This is a genomic window from Gemmatimonadaceae bacterium, from assembly GCA_035633115.1.
GTDB lineage: Bacteria > Gemmatimonadota > Gemmatimonadetes > Gemmatimonadales > Gemmatimonadaceae > UBA4720.
The window spans coordinates 20,299-41,473 of record DASQFN010000111.1; the positions used below are offsets into that span (position 1 = coordinate 20,299).

22 protein-coding genes are annotated in these 21,175 nt (G+C 61.4%); 17 read left to right on the forward strand and 5 right to left on the reverse strand.

What is annotated here, in order from left to right; translation table 11 throughout:
* Positions 1-96: 96 nt before the first annotated feature.
* From VES88_14965 to VES88_14980, 4 genes are all read left to right on the forward strand, one after another.
* On the forward strand, positions 97-903 hold the full coding sequence (locus VES88_14965; protein ID HYN82787.1) for a hypothetical protein: 807 nt from the start codon (positions 97-99) through the stop codon (positions 901-903).
* A gap of 154 nt (positions 904-1,057) precedes the next feature.
* The gene (locus VES88_14970) at positions 1,058-2,257 is read left to right on the forward strand and encodes a DUF2130 domain-containing protein (protein ID HYN82788.1); all 1,200 of its coding nucleotides are present in this window, start codon (positions 1,058-1,060) and stop codon (positions 2,255-2,257) included.
* A 123-nt stretch (positions 2,258-2,380) separates the two neighbouring features.
* Positions 2,381-2,962: a sulfatase-like hydrolase/transferase gene (locus tag VES88_14975; protein ID HYN82789.1), complete on the forward strand. Its 582-nt coding sequence runs from the start codon at positions 2,381-2,383 to the stop codon at positions 2,960-2,962.
* Between the two features lie 113 nt (positions 2,963-3,075).
* A complete protein-coding gene (locus tag VES88_14980; GenBank protein ID HYN82790.1) occupies positions 3,076-4,167 on the forward strand; it encodes a hypothetical protein in 1,092 nt (363 codons plus the stop codon).
* 48 nt (positions 4,168-4,215) lie between these two features.
* On the opposite strand, the gene VES88_14985 is transcribed toward VES88_14980, so the two are convergent.
* Positions 4,216-4,704 (reverse strand): hypothetical protein, encoded by a 489-nt coding sequence (locus VES88_14985; GenBank protein HYN82791.1) that lies wholly within the window; start codon positions 4,702-4,704, stop codon positions 4,216-4,218.
* A 7-nt stretch (positions 4,705-4,711) separates the two neighbouring features.
* Here VES88_14985 and VES88_14990 point away from each other — a divergent pair, with 7 nt between their 5' ends.
* From VES88_14990 to VES88_15000, 3 genes are read left to right on the forward strand one after another with little or no spacing between them, the layout of a single operon-like run.
* Positions 4,712-5,200, forward strand: a complete 489-nt coding sequence (locus VES88_14990) for a hypothetical protein (protein ID HYN82792.1) — start codon at positions 4,712-4,714, stop codon at positions 5,198-5,200.
* A gap of 12 nt (positions 5,201-5,212) precedes the next feature.
* On the forward strand, positions 5,213-6,364 hold the full coding sequence (locus VES88_14995) for a WYL domain-containing protein (GenBank protein ID HYN82793.1): 1,152 nt from the start codon (positions 5,213-5,215) through the stop codon (positions 6,362-6,364).
* A complete protein-coding gene (locus VES88_15000) occupies positions 6,361-7,317 on the forward strand; it encodes a WYL domain-containing protein (protein HYN82794.1) in 957 nt (318 codons plus the stop codon). Before VES88_14995 ends, VES88_15000 begins: the two co-directional genes overlap by 4 nt.
* Before the next feature lie 6 nt (positions 7,318-7,323).
* On the opposite strand, the gene nadS is transcribed toward VES88_15000, so the two are convergent.
* Both nadS and VES88_15010 read right to left on the reverse strand, forming a co-directional pair.
* Positions 7,324-7,635 (reverse strand): NadS family protein, encoded by a 312-nt coding sequence (gene nadS, locus VES88_15005; GenBank protein HYN82795.1) that lies wholly within the window; start codon positions 7,633-7,635, stop codon positions 7,324-7,326.
* Positions 7,632-7,934 (reverse strand): type II toxin-antitoxin system RelE/ParE family toxin, encoded by a 303-nt coding sequence (locus VES88_15010; protein ID HYN82796.1) that lies wholly within the window; start codon positions 7,932-7,934, stop codon positions 7,632-7,634. Before VES88_15010 ends, nadS begins: the two co-directional genes overlap by 4 nt.
* A 216-nt stretch (positions 7,935-8,150) precedes the next feature.
* Between VES88_15010 and VES88_15015 the strand changes: the two genes are divergently transcribed.
* The 3 genes from VES88_15015 (at position 8,151) to VES88_15025 (ending at position 9,969) form a co-directional block, all read left to right on the forward strand.
* Positions 8,151-8,360 (forward strand): type II toxin-antitoxin system HicB family antitoxin, encoded by a 210-nt coding sequence (locus VES88_15015; GenBank protein HYN82797.1) that lies wholly within the window; start codon positions 8,151-8,153, stop codon positions 8,358-8,360.
* A gap of 112 nt (positions 8,361-8,472) precedes the next feature.
* Positions 8,473-9,741, forward strand: coding sequence for a VWA domain-containing protein (locus VES88_15020; protein HYN82798.1), 1,269 nt, complete (start codon positions 8,473-8,475; stop codon positions 9,739-9,741).
* Positions 9,742-9,753: 12 nt separating this feature from the next.
* Positions 9,754-9,969: a hypothetical protein gene (locus VES88_15025; protein HYN82799.1), complete on the forward strand. Its 216-nt coding sequence runs from the start codon at positions 9,754-9,756 to the stop codon at positions 9,967-9,969.
* A gap of 61 nt (positions 9,970-10,030) precedes the next feature.
* Here VES88_15025 and VES88_15030 read toward each other — a convergent pair whose 3' ends face one another.
* Complete coding sequence (locus VES88_15030) at positions 10,031-10,330, reverse strand: type II toxin-antitoxin system RelE/ParE family toxin (GenBank protein HYN82800.1); 300 nt, start codon at positions 10,328-10,330, stop codon at positions 10,031-10,033.
* Positions 10,331-10,631: 301 nt separating this feature from the next.
* Here VES88_15030 and VES88_15035 point away from each other — a divergent pair, with 301 nt between their 5' ends.
* The 7 genes from VES88_15035 (at position 10,632) to VES88_15065 (ending at position 17,824) form a co-directional block, all read left to right on the forward strand.
* The gene (locus VES88_15035) at positions 10,632-12,329 is read left to right on the forward strand and encodes a sulfatase (GenBank protein ID HYN82801.1); all 1,698 of its coding nucleotides are present in this window, start codon (positions 10,632-10,634) and stop codon (positions 12,327-12,329) included.
* A gap of 210 nt (positions 12,330-12,539) precedes the next feature.
* On the forward strand, positions 12,540-14,489 hold the full coding sequence (locus VES88_15040) for a serine/threonine-protein kinase (GenBank protein ID HYN82802.1): 1,950 nt from the start codon (positions 12,540-12,542) through the stop codon (positions 14,487-14,489).
* Positions 14,490-14,653: 164 nt separating this feature from the next.
* A complete protein-coding gene (locus tag VES88_15045) occupies positions 14,654-14,965 on the forward strand; it encodes a hypothetical protein (GenBank protein HYN82803.1) in 312 nt (103 codons plus the stop codon).
* The gene (locus VES88_15050; GenBank protein HYN82804.1) at positions 14,966-15,394 is read left to right on the forward strand and encodes a PIN domain-containing protein; all 429 of its coding nucleotides are present in this window, start codon (positions 14,966-14,968) and stop codon (positions 15,392-15,394) included. It abuts the gene before it with no gap.
* Positions 15,395-15,430: 36 nt separating this feature from the next.
* Positions 15,431-16,087 (forward strand): ceramidase domain-containing protein, encoded by a 657-nt coding sequence (locus VES88_15055; protein HYN82805.1) that lies wholly within the window; start codon positions 15,431-15,433, stop codon positions 16,085-16,087.
* Between the two features lie 97 nt (positions 16,088-16,184).
* Entirely contained in the window at positions 16,185-16,400 is a 216-nt protein-coding gene (locus VES88_15060) for a hypothetical protein (protein ID HYN82806.1), read from the forward strand.
* Positions 16,401-16,669: 269 nt separating this feature from the next.
* Entirely contained in the window at positions 16,670-17,824 is a 1,155-nt protein-coding gene (locus VES88_15065) for a hypothetical protein (GenBank protein ID HYN82807.1), read from the forward strand.
* Positions 17,825-17,922: 98 nt separating this feature from the next.
* Here VES88_15065 and VES88_15070 read toward each other — a convergent pair whose 3' ends face one another.
* Positions 17,923-21,105, reverse strand: a complete 3,183-nt coding sequence (locus VES88_15070; protein HYN82808.1) for a protein kinase — start codon at positions 21,103-21,105, stop codon at positions 17,923-17,925.
* Between the last annotated feature and the right edge of the window lie 70 nt (positions 21,106-21,175).

The window sequence follows — 21,175 nt, forward strand, 5'->3', positions numbered from 1 at the left end:
AGGCGCACCAGGAATACACCGTCAAGACCCCAATGCGCCGTACTTGAGGGTGAAACCAAAATTCCGAACGCCGGTCAACTTTTTCGGGACTTCTCGATGATAACAATTCCGGTCACTTACCTCGTTGGGGAGCTTGAAATCGAGAAAGTCGAGGCGTTCGATGGCGTTGAAATGCCCCCGATCGAGTCACATCGAACTAATGAAGGCACGCTGCGCGCTGCTATTGCTCAGGCGCCCACCGAGTACCGAGACACTCTCAACGATCTATACAGAGAATTCGTCCGAAGTCACTTCGCTTGGTATGATGGAAAAGAGGGAGCTAATGCTGAGCCGGGGCTGAGTGGGGATTATCCCGATGCCGGAACGCTACCCGGGTTTTTTTCTAAGTCGCAGCGCTTCAACGCCGCAGGAATGGTGCTCTTAAACTGCAGGCATTATCGCCATGCCGGCGGCGGGTATGGGGTTTTACCTGCAATCCTCTCAGCCCTGATTTTGGCAGGGCTAAAGCCTCCCCGGTACCCTCTGTCTGGCGGCGGAAATAATGACCTTACGATTGCCGAGGAGGTTATGCCCGGCGGCTTCGTGGAAGGCGCGGTGCGCGAGATTAGCGTCAACGCGTATGAACGCAATGCAAAAGCACGCGGAGCATGCCTAAAGCACTACGGTTACGACTGCAAGTGTTGCGGTTTCAATTTCGAACGGTACTACGGAGAAGCGGGCAAGGAATTTATCCACGTGCACCACTTAGTTCCCCTTGGTGCCGTCAGAGAATCATACACAGTTGATCCTCTTCTCGACCTCCTGCCGGTGTGTGCAAACTGTCACGGGATTATCCACCGCTCACGCCCGGATCCGTATACAGTGGAGGATGTGAAGCTTATGCTGCAAGCTGCTGCCATGTAACGCGTTAACGTGCTTTAGGCGCGCACTCGGTTTGCCGCGCGTTCGCCACTCGAACAGCTTCAGGGCTCCCGAATTTGACCTGACACATTGTTGTGCCGTTGGAGTTACGCCGATGGGTACTCACATGGTATTCCTAAATCCAAAGGAGTTAAAGATGAGCGAGCGTTGCGTAGTCTGCGGTCAGCCGTTACCAGCCGGAGTAAGCGAGGCTGAGATGCATCGGCGGCTGGACAAGCTGGCTTCCGCAGCGGCGGAAGAGGCAGCAGCCAGTCTACGACGCGAACTGGAGCGCGGGTTCCGTATAAAGCTGTCAGCGCACGCGGCAACGATCCGCAAGCGCGCGCTCGCAGAGGCCGAAGCATCTTCCCGTCGCAAGCTTGCTGTAGCTGAGCGAAAACTGGAGGCTGCGAAGATTGCGTCCCAACGCGCTGTTGAGAAAGCAGTGCGCGAAGCCAATGTCTCATCTAATGCTCAACTCGCATCATTGCAACGCAAGCTTGAGGCGGCAGACAGTGCCGCTGAACGCGCGGCCAAGAAGGCGGCGAAGCAGGCAGCGGCAGAGACCGCGAAGCGGTCTCAGAGAGAACTCGACCTTGTGAAGGAGCGCGGCGCCAAGGAACGCGCTCAGCATGCCGCGGATACAGCTCGGCTCAAGACGAAGGTCGATGAGCTATCCCTGAAGTTGGAGCGTCAAACAAGCGAGCAAATGGGCGACATGACGGAAGCCGACGCTCTCGCCGCGCTTAAACGAGCATTTCCTCACGACGACATTCAACGCATTGGCCGAGGCGTTCGCGGCGCAGATATCCTTCAGAAGGTGATCGTGGACGGGGGTGAGGTTGGTCGAATCGTCTACGAATGCAAAAATACTTCTAGCTGGCAGAACGAATGGCTGACGAAGGCTCGCGGGTACCGTACCGAGTACCAGACTCAGTGGGTTGTGATTGCGTCCCGCTGTTTTCCACGCCGAGAAAAGTGGTTCGTGGTCGAACGCGGCGTTCCTGTGATCGAACTTCGTCTCATCGTCAGACTCGCTGAGGTGATCCGCTCCGCGGTCATCGAGATTGGATCTTTGCGTTTAACGACTGTCGGCCGCCAGGCGAAGGCTCAACAGATGTTCGAGTACGTCCTCAGTGACAATTTCGCCAGTAGCATCAAGAGCATCGCCGAGGCAATTACAGCGCTCCGCGCTCAGCAAAGTCGAGAGCGGCAGTGGCATACCGAGACATGGGCAAAGAACCTGCGCTTATACGATGAGGTTGACGGCGGGCAACGGGAGATCGCAGCTCAAGTTCGGGCCATTTCCGAGGCCCCAGCGAGAGGTGGTTTGCGAGCAATCGCCGGACTTCGATAATCCTGAGACGCATCTGAATACATTATCGCATGCTTCCAATTCTCTGACGCACGACCAACAAAGTTGGACGCCGCTCAAGGGAGTGTGCGGAACCTCAGATCAACTCTCGTCGACGCATCGCCAATGAGCTCCACTAAGGCGCATGTAGGTCGAGTTTTGGTTTTAGTCGCGCAGCTGACCGGGTCGAGCCTAGCGAGCGGACAAGCTGCTCCGAACGTCGTGTTTCTCATGTCCGACGACCACGCGATCTCGGCCTACCAGAAATACTTGAAATATGGCGCGCAGCTTCCGCGCACGCCGAATCTCGACCGCCTCGCCCGCTCCGAGATGCTGTTCGTCAACTCCTTCGTCACGAATTCCATCTGCGGGCCCGCGCGTGCGACCGTGCTCACCGGCCAGTACGGACACCTGAACGGTGTGATGACCAACACCGAATCACTGCATCCCACCACCGTCACCTTTCCGCGGCTGATGCAGGCGGGGGGATATCAGACCGCGCTCTTCGGCAAATGGCACCTCAAGACGCAGCCCGTCGGCTTCGACCGGTACGAAATCCTCGCGGGGCAGGGACCGTACTACAATCCCACCCTCTACAAATCCGCGAGCGACAGCGCTCGCTACATGGGCTACACGCTCGACATCGCCACCGGTCTGGCACTCGACTGGCTACGCAACGGCCGCGCAAAAGATCATCCCTCCTCCTGATGCTCACCTTCAACGCTCCTCCGTCCGCGAACGTGCCAGCAATTACGTGCGGGCATTGACCCGGCCAGATTGCGGCGCACTTTTCACATCCTCCGTTACTAGCGAGCAATACAGTGAATCCAACTCCGGACACACAGACGAACGTAGACTCAGTCTCCCTTCGTAGGCTCGCTCCTGCGTTTGAACGGTTTCTTGCAACGGAGGGCGTTGCGTATCGCGAGCAGCGCGCGGCGAAGGATCAGTTTTTCGCCGAGTCCTTCAATAGGGATGTCTTGCAGACGTTTGATGAAGGACGGTTGCGGGAACTCGTCTATCATTTATGGTCCTTCAACGGTTGGACCAACAAAGATTACGTCGTCGAGCAGATCCTCCAGTCTGGCCTGCCCCAGATCCGAGAGGGGTTTCGCAAGCTTGTATACGGGCCCGGGACGATTGCGGAGAGATTTGACTACATGCGCGGGAATGTGCGGAATATGGGCGCCGCATCCATCAGCGAAATACTCGCGCACCTTAACCATTCTCAATATCCGATATGGAACGCGCGCAGCCGACAGGGACTCATAGCATTGGGCGTTCCTGAGGGTGTCATACCGAAACGTCAGGCGAACGGCACGCAATACGAGCAAGCGTGTCACCTCATGCGTGCTGTACGTGCCAACGTGGCGGCTACGATTCCAAGCTGCACCGACCTTTTCGAGCTGGATCTACTTCTCTATTTCCTCTCTCGCGAGGCCGAAACACGAGCACCAGTCGCCAAAGACGAACCTCGCCCAGAGCAGCTCGATCATAGCGAGACGATAGACCTATTGATTGAACTCGGTGACGGACTCGGCTTTGAAGTCCAGAAGGAGGTTCCCATTACCGCCGGATGCAGAATCGACGTGCTTTGGAGAACGCGCGTGGCGAATCTGGGAACGATTGGCTACGCGTTCGAAGTGCATAACAAGGGGAGCAGAGACTCAGCGATTTTGAACCTGCAGCGTGTTAGACGCGACCCGTCCATTCAGAAAGTTGTGCTAGTGACCACGAGCGCAGAACTCGAAATCTTTCGTCGTGAAATTGCGTCTCTGGACGAAGGTTTCCGTCAAGCAGTCGGCTACCTCGAGCTGCCGATCGCTATCCGAGCCTTGGACCACCTACAGTCGCTGAAAGCGACGCTCAATGAGATTGGCCTGTTGCGAGCTGTCACTCGCGAGCCGAATTAGAATTCGCGTCCTGACGCGCTCCGCTACTTCAGGAAGGCGGTTCGCGTGCTATTGATACCACGGAGCAGCGGTGGTGTCGTAGTGGTAAGCGTGCTGTTCGGTGTTTTCCACGCCGCAGGAGCGCAAACGCGGCCGAATGTCGTTTTCCTCATGTCCGACGACCACTCCGCGCATGCGATCTCGGCCTACCTGAAATACGGCGCGCACCTTCCGCGCACACCGAACCTCGACCGCCTCGCACGCGCCGGGATGCTGTTCGTCAACTCCTTCGTCACGAATTCCATCTGCGGGCCGGCGCGCGCGACCGTGCTCACCGGCCAGTACGGACATCTGAACGGTGTGGTGACCAACACCGAATCGCTGCATCCCACCACCGTCACCTTTCCGCGGTTGATGCAGGCGGCGGGATACCAGACCGCGCTCTTCGGCAAATGGCACCTCAAGACGCAGCCCGTTGGGTTCGACCGATACGAAATCCTCGAAGGGCAGGGGCCTTACTACAATCCCGTTCTCTACAAAATCCGCGAGCGACAGCACTCGCTACATGGGATACACGCTCGACATCGCCACTGGTCACGCGCTGGACTGGCTGCGCAACGGCCGCGCAAAGGATCGCCCCTTCCTCCTGATGCTCACCTTCAACGCGCCGCACCGGTGGTGGGATCCGGGGCCGAATCAGCTCGCACTCTACCGCGATACGCTGTTCGCCGAGCCGCCGACGTTCTGGGATTCGGCGGGCGGACGCGCGTCGCCGGCTAAAGATCCGGAAATGAAGATCGGACTCGATCTCGTCCCGCGCGATCTCAAGCTCGCCGATCCGACGAACCTTACACATGACCAGCTGACGATTTACAAAGAGGCGTACGCGAAGGAAAACGCAGCGCTCCAAACTGCAAACCTCACCGGCGAGTTCGATTCGCTCTTCAGCGGTCAGTTCATCAATTGGGAGGGCGCGCGATGCCATAAATCGAAGTTGATGTACGGATTCCTTAGGCCAACTGCAGATGTGGTCCTCTGTCAGAGTCGGCAGTAAGATTTCTTCCCGATGCCCTCCGCACCCAAGCTACAACGCTGGACTGACCTCCTCGCCTCTCTCCTGCGCCGCCACTACGCCGCCACATTCGAGCAGCTAGCGAAAGACGTCCCTGCTTACGCGAACGAGAAGCAAGCCGACTCCGCCCGAATGCGGATGTTCGAGCGTGACAAGGACGAGCTCCGCGCACTCGGCATTGCAATCGAAACCATCCCCTTCGATGAAGGCGAATCGACCGGCTACCGCCTCGACAAGAGAGGCTTCTACCTCCCCTACCTCGTGCTTTCCACGCGAGAAGGCCGCGCGAAATCTGAACCGAGACGCATTCGCCGCGAAGGATACCGCTCACTCCCATCATTCGCCTTCCTCCCCGAAGAACTCGAAGCAATTCGCGAAGCCGCAGAGCGTGTGCGCGCACTCGGCGATCCCGAGCTGACCGCCTTCGCGGACTCGGCCATCCGCAAACTCGCGTTCGATCTTCCAATCCCTCTGGAGAAAGGTCCGCGCGAGGAGCCAATGGTCGCCTACATGGCCGTCGAGCGCTCGATCACGATGGCGGACGAATTACTCACGCGCGCACCAGAGCCCGCGATGCTTCCGATCAGTCGCTCGGTATTCGAGACAATCAACGACGCACTCACCCGCCGCAAAACGATCTCCTTCGACTACCACGCGATGGGAACGAACTCCGTCGCTCGGCGAAGCGTCGAGCCGTACGGTCTCTTCTTCCTCAGCTCAAACTGGTATCTCGCGGGGCGCGACGCCGAGAAAGCGGAGCTCCGCAACTTCCGCCTCAACCGAATCCATAATCCGGCGGTGAACACCGCGAGGCAACAGTCGGCTGACTACGCCATTCCGAACGAGTTCAACCTCCGGGAGCACGCAAGATCGAAGCAGGCATGGGAGCTCGGCGACGGAAACGCCGAAGACGCACTCGTTGATTTCAACGCGCGCACCGGTGCGGCACGCGCTGCGTCGCAGCTCGGCGTCGCGGTGGAAGGTGCGGCCGATCGCAGAAAGTTCACGGTTCGCAGAATTGACGCCTTTGCGCGATGGCTGCTCTCCTTCGGCGGCGAAGCGGTTCCGGTCGCGCCCGCGGCACTGGTGAACGAATTCGAGCGCCAGGCGCACGAGACGCGCGACATCTACGCGGGCGACAAATGACAACGTCTGCCGCCGAGCAGCTCAGTCGCATCCTCCGGATCATTCCGGAAATCGCCGACGGTGAGGAGCACGACATCTCGGCCGTCGCGCTCAGTCTCGGCATTGAGCGCGACACTCTTCTCTCCGACCTGCGAGCGATTGGCGAGCGCTACGGTCTGCCGGGCGGATTCGTCGAAGGCATGGAAATCTTCATCACCGCTACGACAATCTCGGCGAGGTCGGATCAGTTTCTTCGTCCGATGGGTCTCACGATCCCGGAGCTCAAGGCGCTGGAGCTGGGGCTTACGGTTCTCGAGCAGGAGCGTCCACCCGACGACAGGCCGGTGATCGACTCCGCGCGCCAACGGCTTCGCAAGCTGATCGCTCACCTACCTATAGAAGAGGGCGTCCACGAGATGCGGATGGCCGAGTTGGTGCCGAGTGACGGGCTACCATTCCTGGACGAGGTGCGGCGCGCGCTCAAGAATCGTCGCAAGGTGCGCATCAGCTACCGGAGCTCGGCCGCCACGGAGGCGAAGGGTCGCGTCATTCGTCCCTATGGAATGGTGGCGGCGAGCGGGATGTGGTACGTCGTCGCCTACTGCGAGGCGAGCGAAGGTCTGCGCGTGTTTCGCGCGGACCGCATCGAGGACGCGACGCTGCTTGCCGATCGCTATGAGATCCCGGCCAGCTTCTCGATTCGCGAAACCCTGCGCGAGGGGCGCGCGTTGCAAACGGACACGCCGTCGGGCGGGATGACTGTGCGCTACTCGCCCCGCGTCGCGCGGTGGATCGCCGAGCGTGAGGGAAGGGAGCTGTCGCCCGACGGGTCGCTCACCATCGAGCATCCGCTCGCCGATGCGGAGTGGGGAGTGCGGCACGTTCTGCAATACGGGCCGGAGGCGGAAGTGCTCGAACCGCAGTCGTTGCGGGAGGAGATCGTGAGGCGGCTGGGTTCTCTTGAGGGGAAATAGCTCCCGCTACGCTGCCCCTTTCTTCGGCGGTGCATGCAGGGCCCTCGCCACCAGTCGCGGATTCGTGGTAGCCACTCGCAGGAGAGCCAGCGCCGGACCTTCAGGCCTGCGACGCCCCTGCTCCCAGTTACGAAGCGTCGCTACGCTTACGCCTATCATCAGGGCGAACTCGGTTTGAGACTGACCGAGCCGGGAGCGGAGGGCTTTGACGTCAGCCGGCTTGAACTTCGTCACGCGCGCTGGCTTGAGTGTTCCGCGCCGGATTGCCCCCATCTGGCGCACACTCGCGAGCAGCTCTTCGAACGCCGCAGGTTTCACTTCAATTCCTCACGGACCAGACGTGCCAAAGTTCGAATCTCATTCGCACTGAGGTCTCCCTGTTGATTCTTGCTGTATGCGTAGAGCATGTAGAACGTTTCTTCCCGTCTCGCCCAGTAATAGATCACTCGGAGGCCGCCTCTCTGTCCTCTGCCGCTCGAAGCCCATCGCATTTTACGAACGCCGGCGGCACCCCGAATCATGGCTCCCTGCTCCGGCCTCAGCACGAGTGCCAGCTGTAGTGCCCGGTAGGCGTCATCGGTTAGATGCCGCTGCACCGTACGAGTGAACACTGGCATTTCGATGAATCGCACAGTGGACTACTACGCCACTGGCGTATAATACATAACACCGAAGCGTCGCCGGAACAATGATTCAACCGCGTTTTGCCCCTCTAGGCCGAGCCTCCAGGGCCCTCGTTTGTCGACAACAATGATTCGTTAACGCGAGCCCAGTTTTGCCATACACGCTTGCGTATTTCCTTATATTGCGGAGTTCCAACACGAGCCATGCAAATGCGCACGTTTACGGCGGTTGTGGAGCGAGACCCGGAGTCCGGTATCTACGTTGGTTACGTACCGGGATTTCCGGGCGCACACAGTCAAGGGGCGACTCCGGAAGAGCTCCAAGGCAATTTGCGAGAAGTAATCGAGATGTTGCTTGAGGACGGAGACCCGGAGCTCGACGGAGAATTCGTGGGGACGCAGACGATCCAAGTGGCGTAACGCCCTTGCCGCACATTCCCGTCCTCAAGCCCGATGAATTCCTGACGGCCTGATTGGATTGATTGTCAGACCCCCCTCATATCATTGTCTCCATACCCACGATGGAGACCTGATGAAAACCTCGGTAGTTCTCGATTACCACCTCGCAGCCGGCCGCGTCGGCTACATCGTCCGCGCGCTCCTCAAGTTCGAGGGCGATTCGACCGCGCCAACCGAGCGCATTCCGCTGAACCTCTCGCTGGTTCTCGACCGTTCCGGCTCAATGAGTGGCCACAAGCTCAGTTACGCCCGCCGGGCGGCGGCCGATCTCGTCCGCCGTCTTCGGCCGGAGGATGTGGTCAGCGTCGTGGCGTACGACGACGTTGTGACCACGGTCGCCGAGCCGCAGACTGGGGACGCGCAACGCGACCTTCCCGGTGAGATCGAAAACATCGAGTCGGGCGGCTCAACCAATCTCAGCGGTGGCTGGCTTCGCGGCCGCGAGCTCGTGGCCCGGAACGGTGGCAAAGCAATAAATCGCGTCCTTCTCATGACCGATGGACTGGCAAACGTCGGCCTCGTCCAGCCCCCTCAACTCGTCGGCCTCTGCACGAATGGTCTCGAGAACGGAATCACCACTTCCACGATCGGTTTCGGCGAGGACTATGACGAGGACCTCCTTCGCGGAATGGCGGAAGCAGGTGGTGGGCACAGTTACTACATCGAGAACCCAGATCAGGCCCCCGGTGTCTTCGAGGAAGAGATCGAAGGACTGCTCAGCCTCGCCGCGCAGAACATCGAGGTGAAGATCGCGCCCGAGCAATCGGTGGAACTCGTCAACATTCACAACAACTACCCGTCGCACGGCGCTGCCGACGGAATCACCGTCGCACTCGGCGACCTCTACGCGCGTGAGCCCAAGTCGCTCCTGATCGAGTTCTTCGTCGATGGACTTCAGGATCAGGGCACGAGAGAGATTGCACGGATCAAGGCAACCGCCGATGTACTCACTACCGGCGGCGGAGTGGAGCGGCAGGAGATCAGTGTTCCCGTTTCCGCGAGTCTCGACGGCGAAGGAGCTCCTGAGCCCGAGATCGAGCGAACGCAACTGTTGCTCGATGCAGCGAAAGCACGTGAAGAGGCGAGGGAGCGTGGACGCCGAGGAGATTTCGATGGCGCGGCTGACTTGCTGATGGAGATGAACGTCGCCTGCATGGCGTCGCCGGAGCTGGGTGCAGTCGTCGCCGAGCAAGCTGCAGATCTGTCCGCAATGGCAGACAAGTACAGGGCGCGGGACGTTTCAAGCGCTGACGAGAAGTACCTCTATCAGCGAGCCTACAACGCACGCCGCGGAAAGGCGCAGTACGAGGAGAAGATTTCGCGACAGCGCAAGAAGAAGTAACGTTAGGTCACCATGCGGCCACTAGGCATCGTCGGCATCCTCCTCATCCTCGCCGGCGCGGCGGTGCTCGCGCTCCGCGGCGTCAGCTACACGAAGGAGCGTCAATCCGTTCAAGTCGGTCCGCTCGGAATCACGGCTGAACGAAAAGGCTTCATCCCGCCGGTTGTTGGTCTCGCCGCCATCATAGTCGGCGGCGTTTTGGTGTTCAGCGCGCGCCGGCGCGGCTAATTGCCGACAAGATGGTCCCGTCTACTACAATGCGTCGTAGGTCGGCTCCCGCCTGAATGCCTTAGCACTTAACACGCGTGAGCCATGTCTTCGGATGACGATGGCCGTGAATAACACCAACGATGCTGATTACGGTCGGAAATACTTTGTAGTAAACGGCATATGGAAAATGCCGGAGTAGAGCGCGCCGAAGACGCCCATGAACGAGCGGATACTGTTCCGGTGCGTTAGAAATCAGCGAGATCGCTTCATCAGCGGCGTCGAGAAAGCGTTGTGCCGCATCAGGCGAATGCTGCAGGTACCAGGCGTAGGCGGCTTCAATCTCGCTTCGCGCGAGCTTCCGAACGCGAAGCCGGCGCACTTACCGAGGTTTTTTCGCGAGACCCTTCTTAATCTCTGACCACGAATCCCCGGCCCCAGGATCGGAGTCTGCCTCGGTCTCGCGGCGATCGAGTTCGGCCGCGAGCGCGGCGGTTATCGGTGCTGCCTTCGCGGGATCCAAACTGTCCCACAGCCGACCCATGAGTTCGATCCGCTCTTCGGCGGTCAGTTTGTCAACTGGGAGTGCGCGTGATGCCATACATCGAACTTGCCTAAGCGATTCCTGGAGCGCAACCGTCGATGCAGGCGAAGCATGTCTCGTTCACATCGCGCGGAGTGGCATGGCGTCAAATCACGCGTCCGGGCCGATGGCGCCGCCATCACGGGCGCTGCACATTCGATGGGTGCGCACACTTCGGCACCTCGCTCCGGCGCTGATCGTAACAGCAATTTGCATTTTCGGAGGCTCGAGCGCTGCGAATGGGCAGACACGCCCAAACGTCGTCTTCCTCATGTCCGACGACCACGCTGCGCATGCGATCTCGGCCTACCAGAAATACCTGAGGTACGGGGCCCACCTTTCTCGGACACCGAATCTCGACCGCCTCGCCCGCTCCGGGATGCTGTTCGTCAATTCCTTCGTCACGAATTCCATCTGCGGGCCGGCGCGCGCGACCGTGCTCACCGGCCAGTACGGACACCTGAACGGTGTGATGACCAACACCGAGTCGCTCCATCCCACCACCGTGACCTTCCCGCGGCTGATGCAGGCGGCGGGATATCAGACCGCACTCTTCGGTAAATGGCACCTCAAGACGCAGCCTGTTGGGTTCGACCGATACGAAATCCTTAGCGGTCAGGGACCGTACTACAATCCCGTTCTCTACAAATCCGCGAGCGACAGCACTCGCTACATGGGATACACTCTCGACATAGCCACCGGCCTCGCACTGGACTGGCTGCGCAACGGCCGCGCAAAGGATCGCCCCTTCCTCCTGATGCTCACCTTCAACGCCCCGCACCGGTGGTGGGATCCGGGACCGAATCAGCTCGCGCTCTACCGCGATACACTGTTCGCTGAGCCGCCAACGTTCTGGGATTCGGCGGGCGGACGCGCGTCGCCGGCGAAAGATCCGGAGATGAAGATCGGCCTCGATCTCGTCCCACGCGATCTCAAGCTCGCCGATCCGACGAATCTCACACCCGAGCAGCTCGCGACCTACAAAGGAGCTTACGCGAAAGAAAACGCCGCTCTCCGTAGCGCGAATCTTACCGGCGACGCGCTCACCAAATGGAAATACCAGCGCTTCATCGCCGACTACATGCGCGTCGTCTCCGCACTCGACGAACAGGTCGGCAAAGTCCTCGACGCACTCGATGCCGCCGGTCTCTCAAAGAACACTGTCGTCGTCTACACCTCTGACCAGGGCTTCTTCCTCGGCGACCACGGCTGGTTCGACAAGCGATGGATGTATGAGGAATCGCTGCGCACACCGCTGATCGTCCGCTGGCCGGGCGTCGTGAAGCCCGCGTCGAGCAACACGGATCTCGTGATGAATCTCGACCTGGCCGAGACGTTTCTCGAAATCGCGGGCGCAAAAGTGCCGGCATCGATGCAGGGCACCAGCATCGTCCCTCTTCTCAAGGGCAGAGCTCCAAAGAACTGGCGCGACGCGATCTACTACCAGTACTTCGAGTATCCCGGCTGGCACGCGGTGCGTCGCCAGTACGGCGTGCGCACGAAACAGCACAAGCTCATTCACTACTATGAGATAGGCGAATGGGAGCTGTTCGACCTCGCCCGCGATCCGGAGGAGCTGCGCAACCTCTATGGCGACAATAAATACGCGCCGGTCGTCACGCAGATGAAACGCAAGCTCGATGCTCTGAGGCGACAGTACGCCGTCCCCGCGAAGGATCCCTCCCCGTACTATCCGTGGGAGCTGCCGCCCGAGTATCGCCGTCGGGGAACGCCTGGAAGCACGCGAACCTCGGGCATCACGCCGCCAAACTCACACGCGGCCCACCACCCCGAATAAGGTCTGGCCCACCCATATCGCATCCAGCGCGCGCGGGTGGGCAGGGAGGTCCGTTCCCCCGTCTCCAAGGCCGTTTCTGGCCCAATCCGGCGTCCGGAAGCCGCGACCAACCACCCTCTTATTCACGCGCTTCAGTGGCGGCAGAAAAATCTCCTGTCTCAACCATGTACCGGGGCGTATTTTGTCCGCCGGACCACTCCCCCCAAGGAAATGACCGAAACACCAGAAACGCCCGAAAAGCCGTTCGAAGAACAGCTGAAGTCCTCTCTTTCCCACGCCTACGACATCGAGCGCGAGCTCGGCGGCGGAGGAATGAGCCGAGTGTTCGTGGCGACCGACCGGCTGCTCGGCCGAAAGATCGTCATCAAGCTCCTCTCACCCGAGCTCATCGAAAGCGTCAACCGCGCGCGATTCCGCCGCGAGATTCAGGTCGCCGCACAGCTTCAGCATCCCCACATCGTCACGCTCCTCTCGGCCGGCGAAGACGGTAACCTCGTTTACTACACGATGCCGTTCATCGAAGGAGAGTCCCTCAAGTCCGCTGTCGAGCAGAAAGGGCCGCTGGGGGTCAAAGAGGTGATCAGGGTTCTCTACGATGTGACCGATGCCCTTTCGTATGCGCATGCGCGGGGCGTCGTTCACCGTGACATCAAGCCGGCCAATATTCTTCGGTCGGGCGCTCATTCGCTGGTCACCGACTTCGGAGTAGCCAAAGCTCTTAATGCCGCCATGTCGTCGTCGCCAATGACCTCCACGGGAATGGCGATCGGCACTCCGGCGTACATGGCGCCTGAACAACTCGCGGGCGATCCGACGGCTGATCATCGCATCGACATTTACGCGGTCGGATTGCTTGCATACGAGCTTCTTGCGGGGAAATCGCCGTTCTGGGCGGCGACACCCATGGCACAGATGGCAGCTCTCCTGACCCTGAATCCGAAGCCGCTGAATGAGATCCGAAGCGATGTTCCGAAGAAGCTTTCGTCGGTCATCATGTCCTGCCTCGAGAAAGACCCGAACGACCGACCGCCGACAGCAGAGGCCCTGATGCACCTGCTCGACGGCATTGCGACAATGTCCGGCGAAATCAGAACGAGAGAGCACAAGGTTCCAACGGACGAGCACAAGGTCCGTGCGAAAACGCAGAAGGTTCGCACGAGAGAGGAAAAGGAGCGGGCGAAGGGGCGCACTGCCCCCGTCCCGGTCCCGGTGCCGTTCTTCGTCGAAGGCGAAGGTGAAGAGAGGCCGCCCGAAAAGAGTCGCCGCGGATTGCTGATTGGCGCACTCGCCGTGCTGCTCCTCGCGGCGACGGGTGCGGGCGCGATGCTCTTCTCGCGCAACGCGAAGAAGTCCGAGGCGGCGTCCGCCGATGGACAGAAGTCGGCCCTTGCTGCCGGACAGACGGCGGCGACGTCCGGCGCTGGGGCGGCCGGCGTGGGGGCGCCCGGGACTGCCGCATCAGGAGTCGCTGCGAACGCGCCTGCCGCTCCGCCGGTCTTTACCCGCGTCGATTCTCTCGCGATCGCCGAAGCGGTGAAAAAAGCCCTCGCTCAGGCGGCGGCGGCAGCACCGAAGGGTGCTGGTAAGACCACAATCAACACGGACTCCCTGAGGCAGGTCGCGCAGCGCCGAGCGACTGATTCCATCGCGGCCGTAAAAGTGGCGGCCGCTGCAGCTGTTGCAGCTGCTGCCCCCGTCGCAGCGCCTGCCGCGGCGCCTGTCACGCCGGTAGCCCGCGTGCCGGGGAAACAAAGGCTCGCGATAGCCGATGCCCGCGTGAGCACAGACCAACCGGAATTCAACTCATTCTCTCGCGCCCTGGTGGACGCGCTGCGCAGTGCACTCGGCGGCAAGGAAGCATTCGCCCTGGTAGACCAGGATGAAGTGCGGGGCGTTCTCGGCCGTACTTCGTCGCGCGACGAGGCGACAGGAATTCTTCAGCCCGACGCCATGGTCACATTTGGCTTCGCCGGCACTGGAGAGACGGTCACCATCAACGTCACCGTCCGGGACCTGAGAAGCGGCTCGACCTACGGGATGCGCGCGATATCCGCCAAGGTGATGCCGGCGTATCCGCAGTACTATCTCGATCCGATCGTTCAGGCTGTGGTGAAGAGGCTCGACGAATTGTCGCGCGCACCAACGATCGGCAAGCGCTGAGACGGTGGCAGGTGAGGTACGAGCAATAATCCCTGAAACCTCACCTGCGTCCTCGCAACCTCGGCTCCTTTTCGCCTCGCACCAGTGTTTTTCGCCGTTGACCTAGAGGCGCCGACTGGACAGTAGGGCGTACATTTAATTAATGTACACCCTACATTAATCAAGTGGCCGTGTCCAGCGACGACAGCAAGACGAAGGTGCGCGAGCCGGTGCAGGTGTATCTCACGTCCAGCGATCGAAAGCTCCTGCGCGAGGTTGCCGCCGCCGCGGGTCTGTCCGGTGCGGAAGTGCTCCGGCGAGGGCTTCGCCGCATGGCGGGCGAGATCCTCGGCGAGCGGAGCCCGGCAATGCAGCTCCTCGAGGAGATGAACGCGGCTGACTGGCCCGCGAGCATGCCAGGGGACGTGGCCGTCAATCACGATCGCTATCTCGCGGAGGCCTACGTCGCGCCGAGAGGAAAGCGCGGGCGCAAATAAATGGCGGGTGCGCTGTTTCTCGATACCGCCGGCTGGTTCGCGGCGCTTTCGCCGCGAGAGCAGGGGCACCAGACGGCACGAGACACATATGCCGATGCGGTGCGCCGAGGCCAGCTGCTCGTGACCACGCCACTCGTTGCGGCGGAGATGCACACACTGATCCTACGCTGGCGCGGCCCGGGCGCGGGGACGCTTTTTCTCGAAACGGTATTCGAAACCGGCTCCCACCTCGTGGTGCCACTCGACACAGAGCTGATCGAGGGCGCTATCTCGCGCTGGATTCGGCGGTTTGCCGATAAGTCTCTCTCGCTCGCCGACGCCGTGAGCTTCGAGGTGATGCGGCGCGAGCGAATTACGCGGGCGCTTACGTTCGACCGCCACTTCGCGGACGCCGATTTCGAGATTCTGAAGCCGGCCGCGCCGAAATAGATTTCCTTGACCTCCGAGATCCGCGCCGCCAGCTGCATGCCCGACTCGTGCTTCTGCGAGGCGATCAGGAGCGATGGCATCAAGCAGCCGGCGAACGCATGGTCGTCGCTCGCCTTCGTTGTAGTAGCAGTGCTGGTGTTGCTGCGATGGGCGCGCACGCCATCCGCTGGCAGAGCGACGTACCCGCTTCTGTATGCCTTCACGTTGGTTGTTGTCGGACTCGGCAGCGCGTACTTCCACGCAACTCTCAGCTTTCGCGGGCAATTCGTCGATGTGTTCGGCATGTACCTCATCGCGACGTTCGCCCTTCTATATAGTATAAGCCAGCTGCGCGCACTCTCGGGCGCTTTGTTTGTCGCGGTGTTTATCGCGGCGAACGCTGTGCTGGCAATGCTGCTCTACTGGGTGCCCGTTTACCGGCGACCAATCTTTGGGGTGCTGGTTGTCGCCGTTCTTTTCGTCGAGATTCTCATCCGCCGCAGGAGTGGGCCACGCGCCGCCACCCGGCATTTGTCGGTGGCGGCTTCGATCATGGGGCTCGCGTTCGTGATCTGGACTCTCGATTTCACACGGACCCTGTGCCGGCCGGAGAGCTGGATGCAGGGCCACGCAGTGTGGCATGTTCTGGGCGCCGCTGCAGCCTGGTATCTGTTTCGATATTACCACGAATCGAAACCCGCGACGGCGACATGATGGAAACCTGCCGATGCTCTTGCCAGTATTGGCAAGAGGATCGAAGCAGGATGCATATCACCCTCAACGCGCGGCGTCGCCGCGCAGGACCTGACCAATGCGCCCGCTCAGCATTGTCGGCTTACTCCTGATACTCGGTGGCGCGGCGATCCTGGCGCTTCGCGGAGTCAGCTACACGAAGGACCGTCACTCCGTGCAGGTCGGACCGCTGGGTATTACGACAGAGAGAAAGGGATTCATCCCTCCCGTAGTCGGCGTCGTTGCGGTAGTTCTCGGCGGAGTATTGATGTTCAGCGCGCGCCGGCGGGGGTAGCGCCGACGCGACCTCTGCTCAATGGTGCGCGTGCATCGGCGCTCGCGTGAGAAAATTCGTGCGCTCCATGCTCTCAACCTGGCCCGCGACATCCGACACGACCGTTTCAGGTAGTGAGAACTGGAAACTTCTTCGGATGCTTGCGATTCCTTCTCTTTTTTCGCACAATAGCAGAGGAGTCATCTGTGGCGAGAATCTCCAAGTCAAATGGAAGAGGAGACGACATGATGCGATTGCTGAGCAGTTCGTGGCGCGTGTGCGGATCGTCAATGTTGGCAGTTTCCCTCATGGCGTGTATGGGCCAGACCAGTGGATCGGCGCCGGCCACGACGACGACAATGGCTTCGAGCCAGACGCAACGGGACCAGGTGCTGCGGGGCCGGGCAATCGTCGCGTCGAACGCCTGCGGATTCTGTCACGGCCCGGGCAATGGAAGTCTGGCGGCGACGGGCTGGCTCACTGGCTGGACGAGCCCGCAGCAGGACTTCCCGGTCGGCGCGTTCATGACCCGGCCGCGCAACCTCACGCCCGACAGCGCCACCGGCATCGGCCGTTACAGCGACCGCCAGATCTTCAACGCCCTGCGTTTCGGTCTGCGGCCGAGCGCGACACCGGACGTCGAGATCACTTCCACCACGCCGGGGCAGGGAAATCATCCGGCGAAGCCGAACTACCTCGCTCCAACCATGCCATGGATTGCGTGGCGGCACATGCCCGATGACGACCTGCGGGCGATCGTCGCCTACCTCAAGCACGGCCTCAAGCCGGTGACCAACAAGGTGGAGGACAGCCAGGCGCCTCCCGATTTGTGGGCGAGCGTGAACACTGCCGACAAGATCGGTCCTTACCCGGCAGCGCCGTACCCGACGGCGAACGAGGCGGCCGGACAGGGAGATCAGGCGAAGGTGATGCTGGGACGAGCGCTGGTAATTACGAAGGACTGCGCCGGCTGTCATGGCGGCGGACCCAATCCGCTGGCGAAGGGTTACCTCGCAGGAATGAAAGACACGACCGACGAGTTCAAGATTGGCCCGTTCAAGACGCGGCCCCGGAATCTCACCCCTCACAACACGACCGGGCTCGGCCGCTTCAGCGAGAGGCAGATCTTCAACTCGCTTCGATTCGGTCTCCGTCCCGGAGAGACACCGGACGTGGAGATCACTTCGACCACACCGGGTCAGGGCAACTTCCCGGCTGTTCCGAAGTATCTCGCCGTGCCCATGCCGTGGCCTTCATGGCGTCACATGACTGACGATCAGCTGTGGGCGATTGCCGCGTACCTCAAGAACGGCCTCAAGCCTGTGAGCAACAAGGTCGCGGACAGCGAGGGACCGCCTGACTTCTGGGCCAGCGAGTACACGGTCGCGAAGATCGGTCCTCATCCGACGCCTCCGTTTCCGACGGCGAATGAGCGGTCGCGGTAGCGGAGGGTAGCAGTTCGCGCACCCCGCGCGTGAGGCCGGGGAACTCCTCTCCTAAATCTGGCGGTGAGGACTCCTTTCCTGAATCGGGCGGTGACCGCTCAGCGCCCGCTTTTTCTCAAGACGGACAGACGCTGGCGCGCCTGCGCTACCTTCGGCTGAAGCTCAGGATCCGCGTTCTTCCAAAGACTGACAAACCTCTCGTAGTTCAGAATCGCCTTGCCCGGATCGCCTCTAGCTTCGTAAAGCTCGCCGAGTCGGCGATGGAAATAGGCCAGGTAGTTCTGGTCAGGCCAGAACTCAGTGGATGGAAGCGCCAGATAGCGCTCCATCGTCGCTATCGCCGAATCGCGCGCGCCGGCCGCGTCATGCGCTCGTGCAATGTCTGCCAGAAAGCAGCGAATGCACGCGTTCACGGGACCATCCGGGAGGCGGTCGCCCAGCCTGAACTCCGCCAAAGCGTCCAGCGGCCGCTTCTCGGCAAGCGCAATCTCGCCCAACACGAAGTGGCTATTTGATATCTGCTGGCGCAGGAGAGCCGTATCCCTGACCTCAGCGTTCCGCTCGGCGATCAGGGCGCGGGCCCGGTCCGGACGACCCGCCAGCGCATACGAAGCGGCCACATTGAGGTATTCGCGATCCACGAGAGGCAAAGTGCGGAAAGGCACTCTGGCAAGAACGACATCGATTGTCTGCGCCCCCCGTGCCGGCTGCTCCCGGTGCCAGATGTCCATCCAGGCGCTATCCATCGCCCGTTCGTGAGGCCTGGCGGGGGCGCCGCGTGCCGCGTCCATGGCGTTGGCTTCGTCCGTCAATCGCGATGCTTCATTGATCCGGCCGCGCATGAGCGCAACGCCGCGCAGATACCAGGTGGCTCCAGCCCGGAATCCGGGCGAGGGGTCGCTCGCCCGCAGCTCAGCGGCGCGCTTCTCCAGAGAATCGAGCTGCTTCCGCGCCATGAGCATGTTGATGTCCTGGAACCTGAAGCCGGCATTCGCCGGAAAGCGACTGCGCCCCAGCGCGAGCGTGGATTCTGCCGCGGCGAACTTCCTCTGCATCAGCTGAGCGTCGAGCAGATTTGTATAGATGGTCGCACGGGCGGTGCCTGCCACGATCGCCCGCCAGTACAGCGCCTCAGCTCGGGCGAATTCCCGCCTGGTAACGAGAACATTTCCGAGATTGTTGATGGCGACGTAGTTAAGCGAATCGATCTCGAGCACCGCTTCGTATGCATCCGCACTGCGCTTGCGGTCGCGTTGTTTGCCGGACGTGAAATAGCTTCCAATGGTCAGGTAGCGCTCGACGTCGGTGAGCCGGTCGCGGTAATCGTACGCGCGGCGATAGGCCGAATCGACGCTTGCCCTCGGCATTCCCATATTGCCGAGGGCAGCGCCGAGCTTCCGGTAGGCGGCGGCAAAGGTGGTATCGATGGCGACCGCTTCACGAAACAGCTCGACCGCTCTGGGCAGGTCGGCTTCGACGTCGAACGCGCGCATGCCCGCGGCGTATTTGCGGAGCGCCTCCAGGGAGGAAGTCGTCACCTGTTCTAGCGGCGGGTTTGCGCGCACTGTCTTGAGCGACTCGCCGATCTTCCCGCGCAGCTGGCCCGAAAGCTTGTCGAGTGTAGGGAGGAGATCCTTCGGACCGTCGATGGTTTCCCGGAAAGACGCGAGGTCATCGCCGGTGGCGGCCTCCAGCAACCGCACGGTGACGACGTAACCGCCGGCGAGCGGGGTCACGCTGCCGTCCACAATTCCCTTGATGCCCTCGCGAGCAGCAATTTCACGCGCGAGCGCGAGGTCGACTCGTGAATTGCGATCGCGGCGCATCCGCCCGAGCGCATCGGCAATGCTGCTCGGCGATACGACGGACACCACCGACGACTGTCCAAGGTCGGTCCGGATGGCTTCCGTAACGATGGCGCTGAGCGAAGAATCGGCGCCGCCACCTCGGAAGTCCGTGACGAGCAACTTGTCCCGCTCCGAAAGCTTGCCCGCCGCGAGGAGCGAGCCGATGGGACCTATTCCCATCGCACGCATCACCATGAAACCGGCGACGAGTACGGCAAAGCCCGCCAAAGCGAAGGCGCCGCCAAGAGTGGTTCTGCGCCAGGTCACCCAGGGACTCGCCTTCACCGCGAGCTTCGTCATCGTCGAATGCGCGGCCGTCGACCCGCCGGGGGTCAATGCCGACTGTGTCATCGCGCGATAGGTGCCGTGATGGACGAACGCAGTGAAGAGAATCACCGGCAGCCCGAGAGCCATGACTATCAGCGCACCGGGAAAGACCCAGTCGGGCAGGCCGATGGTGATGATCGCCGCCCTGGTGAGTATCGCAACCGCGACGAACGCTGCCGCGTACAGACCGAGCATGGTGGTGAGGCGGCGCCGGCCTCCGAGAAGGATCGCCGGCATGGCGGGGTGGCCGCCTCCGCTGGTCACGGTGTCGAGAACTCTCACCAGGTCCGTCGCAGACTGCGGGCGCTGATCAGGCTCCTTCTCCAGGCATTTCATCACCACCTGCGCAAGCAGCGGCGGGAGATCGGGCCTCGAAGACTCGATTGGCTCGGGGCGCTCGAACATCAGCGCGGCGAACAGTTGTTGCGGCGTGCGGCCATGAAACGGCGGATGGCCGGCGAGCATCTCGTACGCCATCACACCGAAGGCGTAGATGTCGGCGCGGTGGTCGGAATCCGGATCCGCCGCCGCCTGCTCCGGGGCCATGTAAGCGGGAGTTCCGAGCGACGTGCCGACCTGAGTCAGCGTGCCACCGGGTGCGGACGTCTTCGACGCGGAGAGCGCTTTGGCGACACCGAAATCAGTGACCACCGCCGACCCGCCGGTGAGCAGCACGTTGTCCGGCTTGATGTCGCGATGCACGACGCCTTGATCGTGCGCGTAGGCGAGGGCCTTCGCAACGTCGCGCATGACGCCGATCGCCTCCGTTACGCCGAGCGGCCCTCCCTTCAGCAGTCGCGCACGCAGCGAGTCGCCGTCCACGAAAGGCATCGTGAAATAAGGAAGACCGCCGGTCTCGCCCGCGGCATGAACGGGGACGATGTGCGGGTGCTGGAGGCGGGCCGCGAGCGCAATCTCACGCTTGAATCGCTCGACGCTCATTCCCTCGGTGAGCTCGGGCGGAAGCAGTTTGATCACCACCCGTCTTCCAAACGCGGTTTCAGTGGCGACGAAAACGCGCGACATGCCGCCGCCGCCGAGCTCGCGCTCGATCTGGTAGGAATTACCAAGGGTTGACTGGAGCTGGTCGCGGAGCTGGTCGGCCATCGGGATTCAACTTAGAACGCGGGGCGAATAGCGGCCAGAGCCGGTCGGCCGCGAACTATGGCGGTCGTCG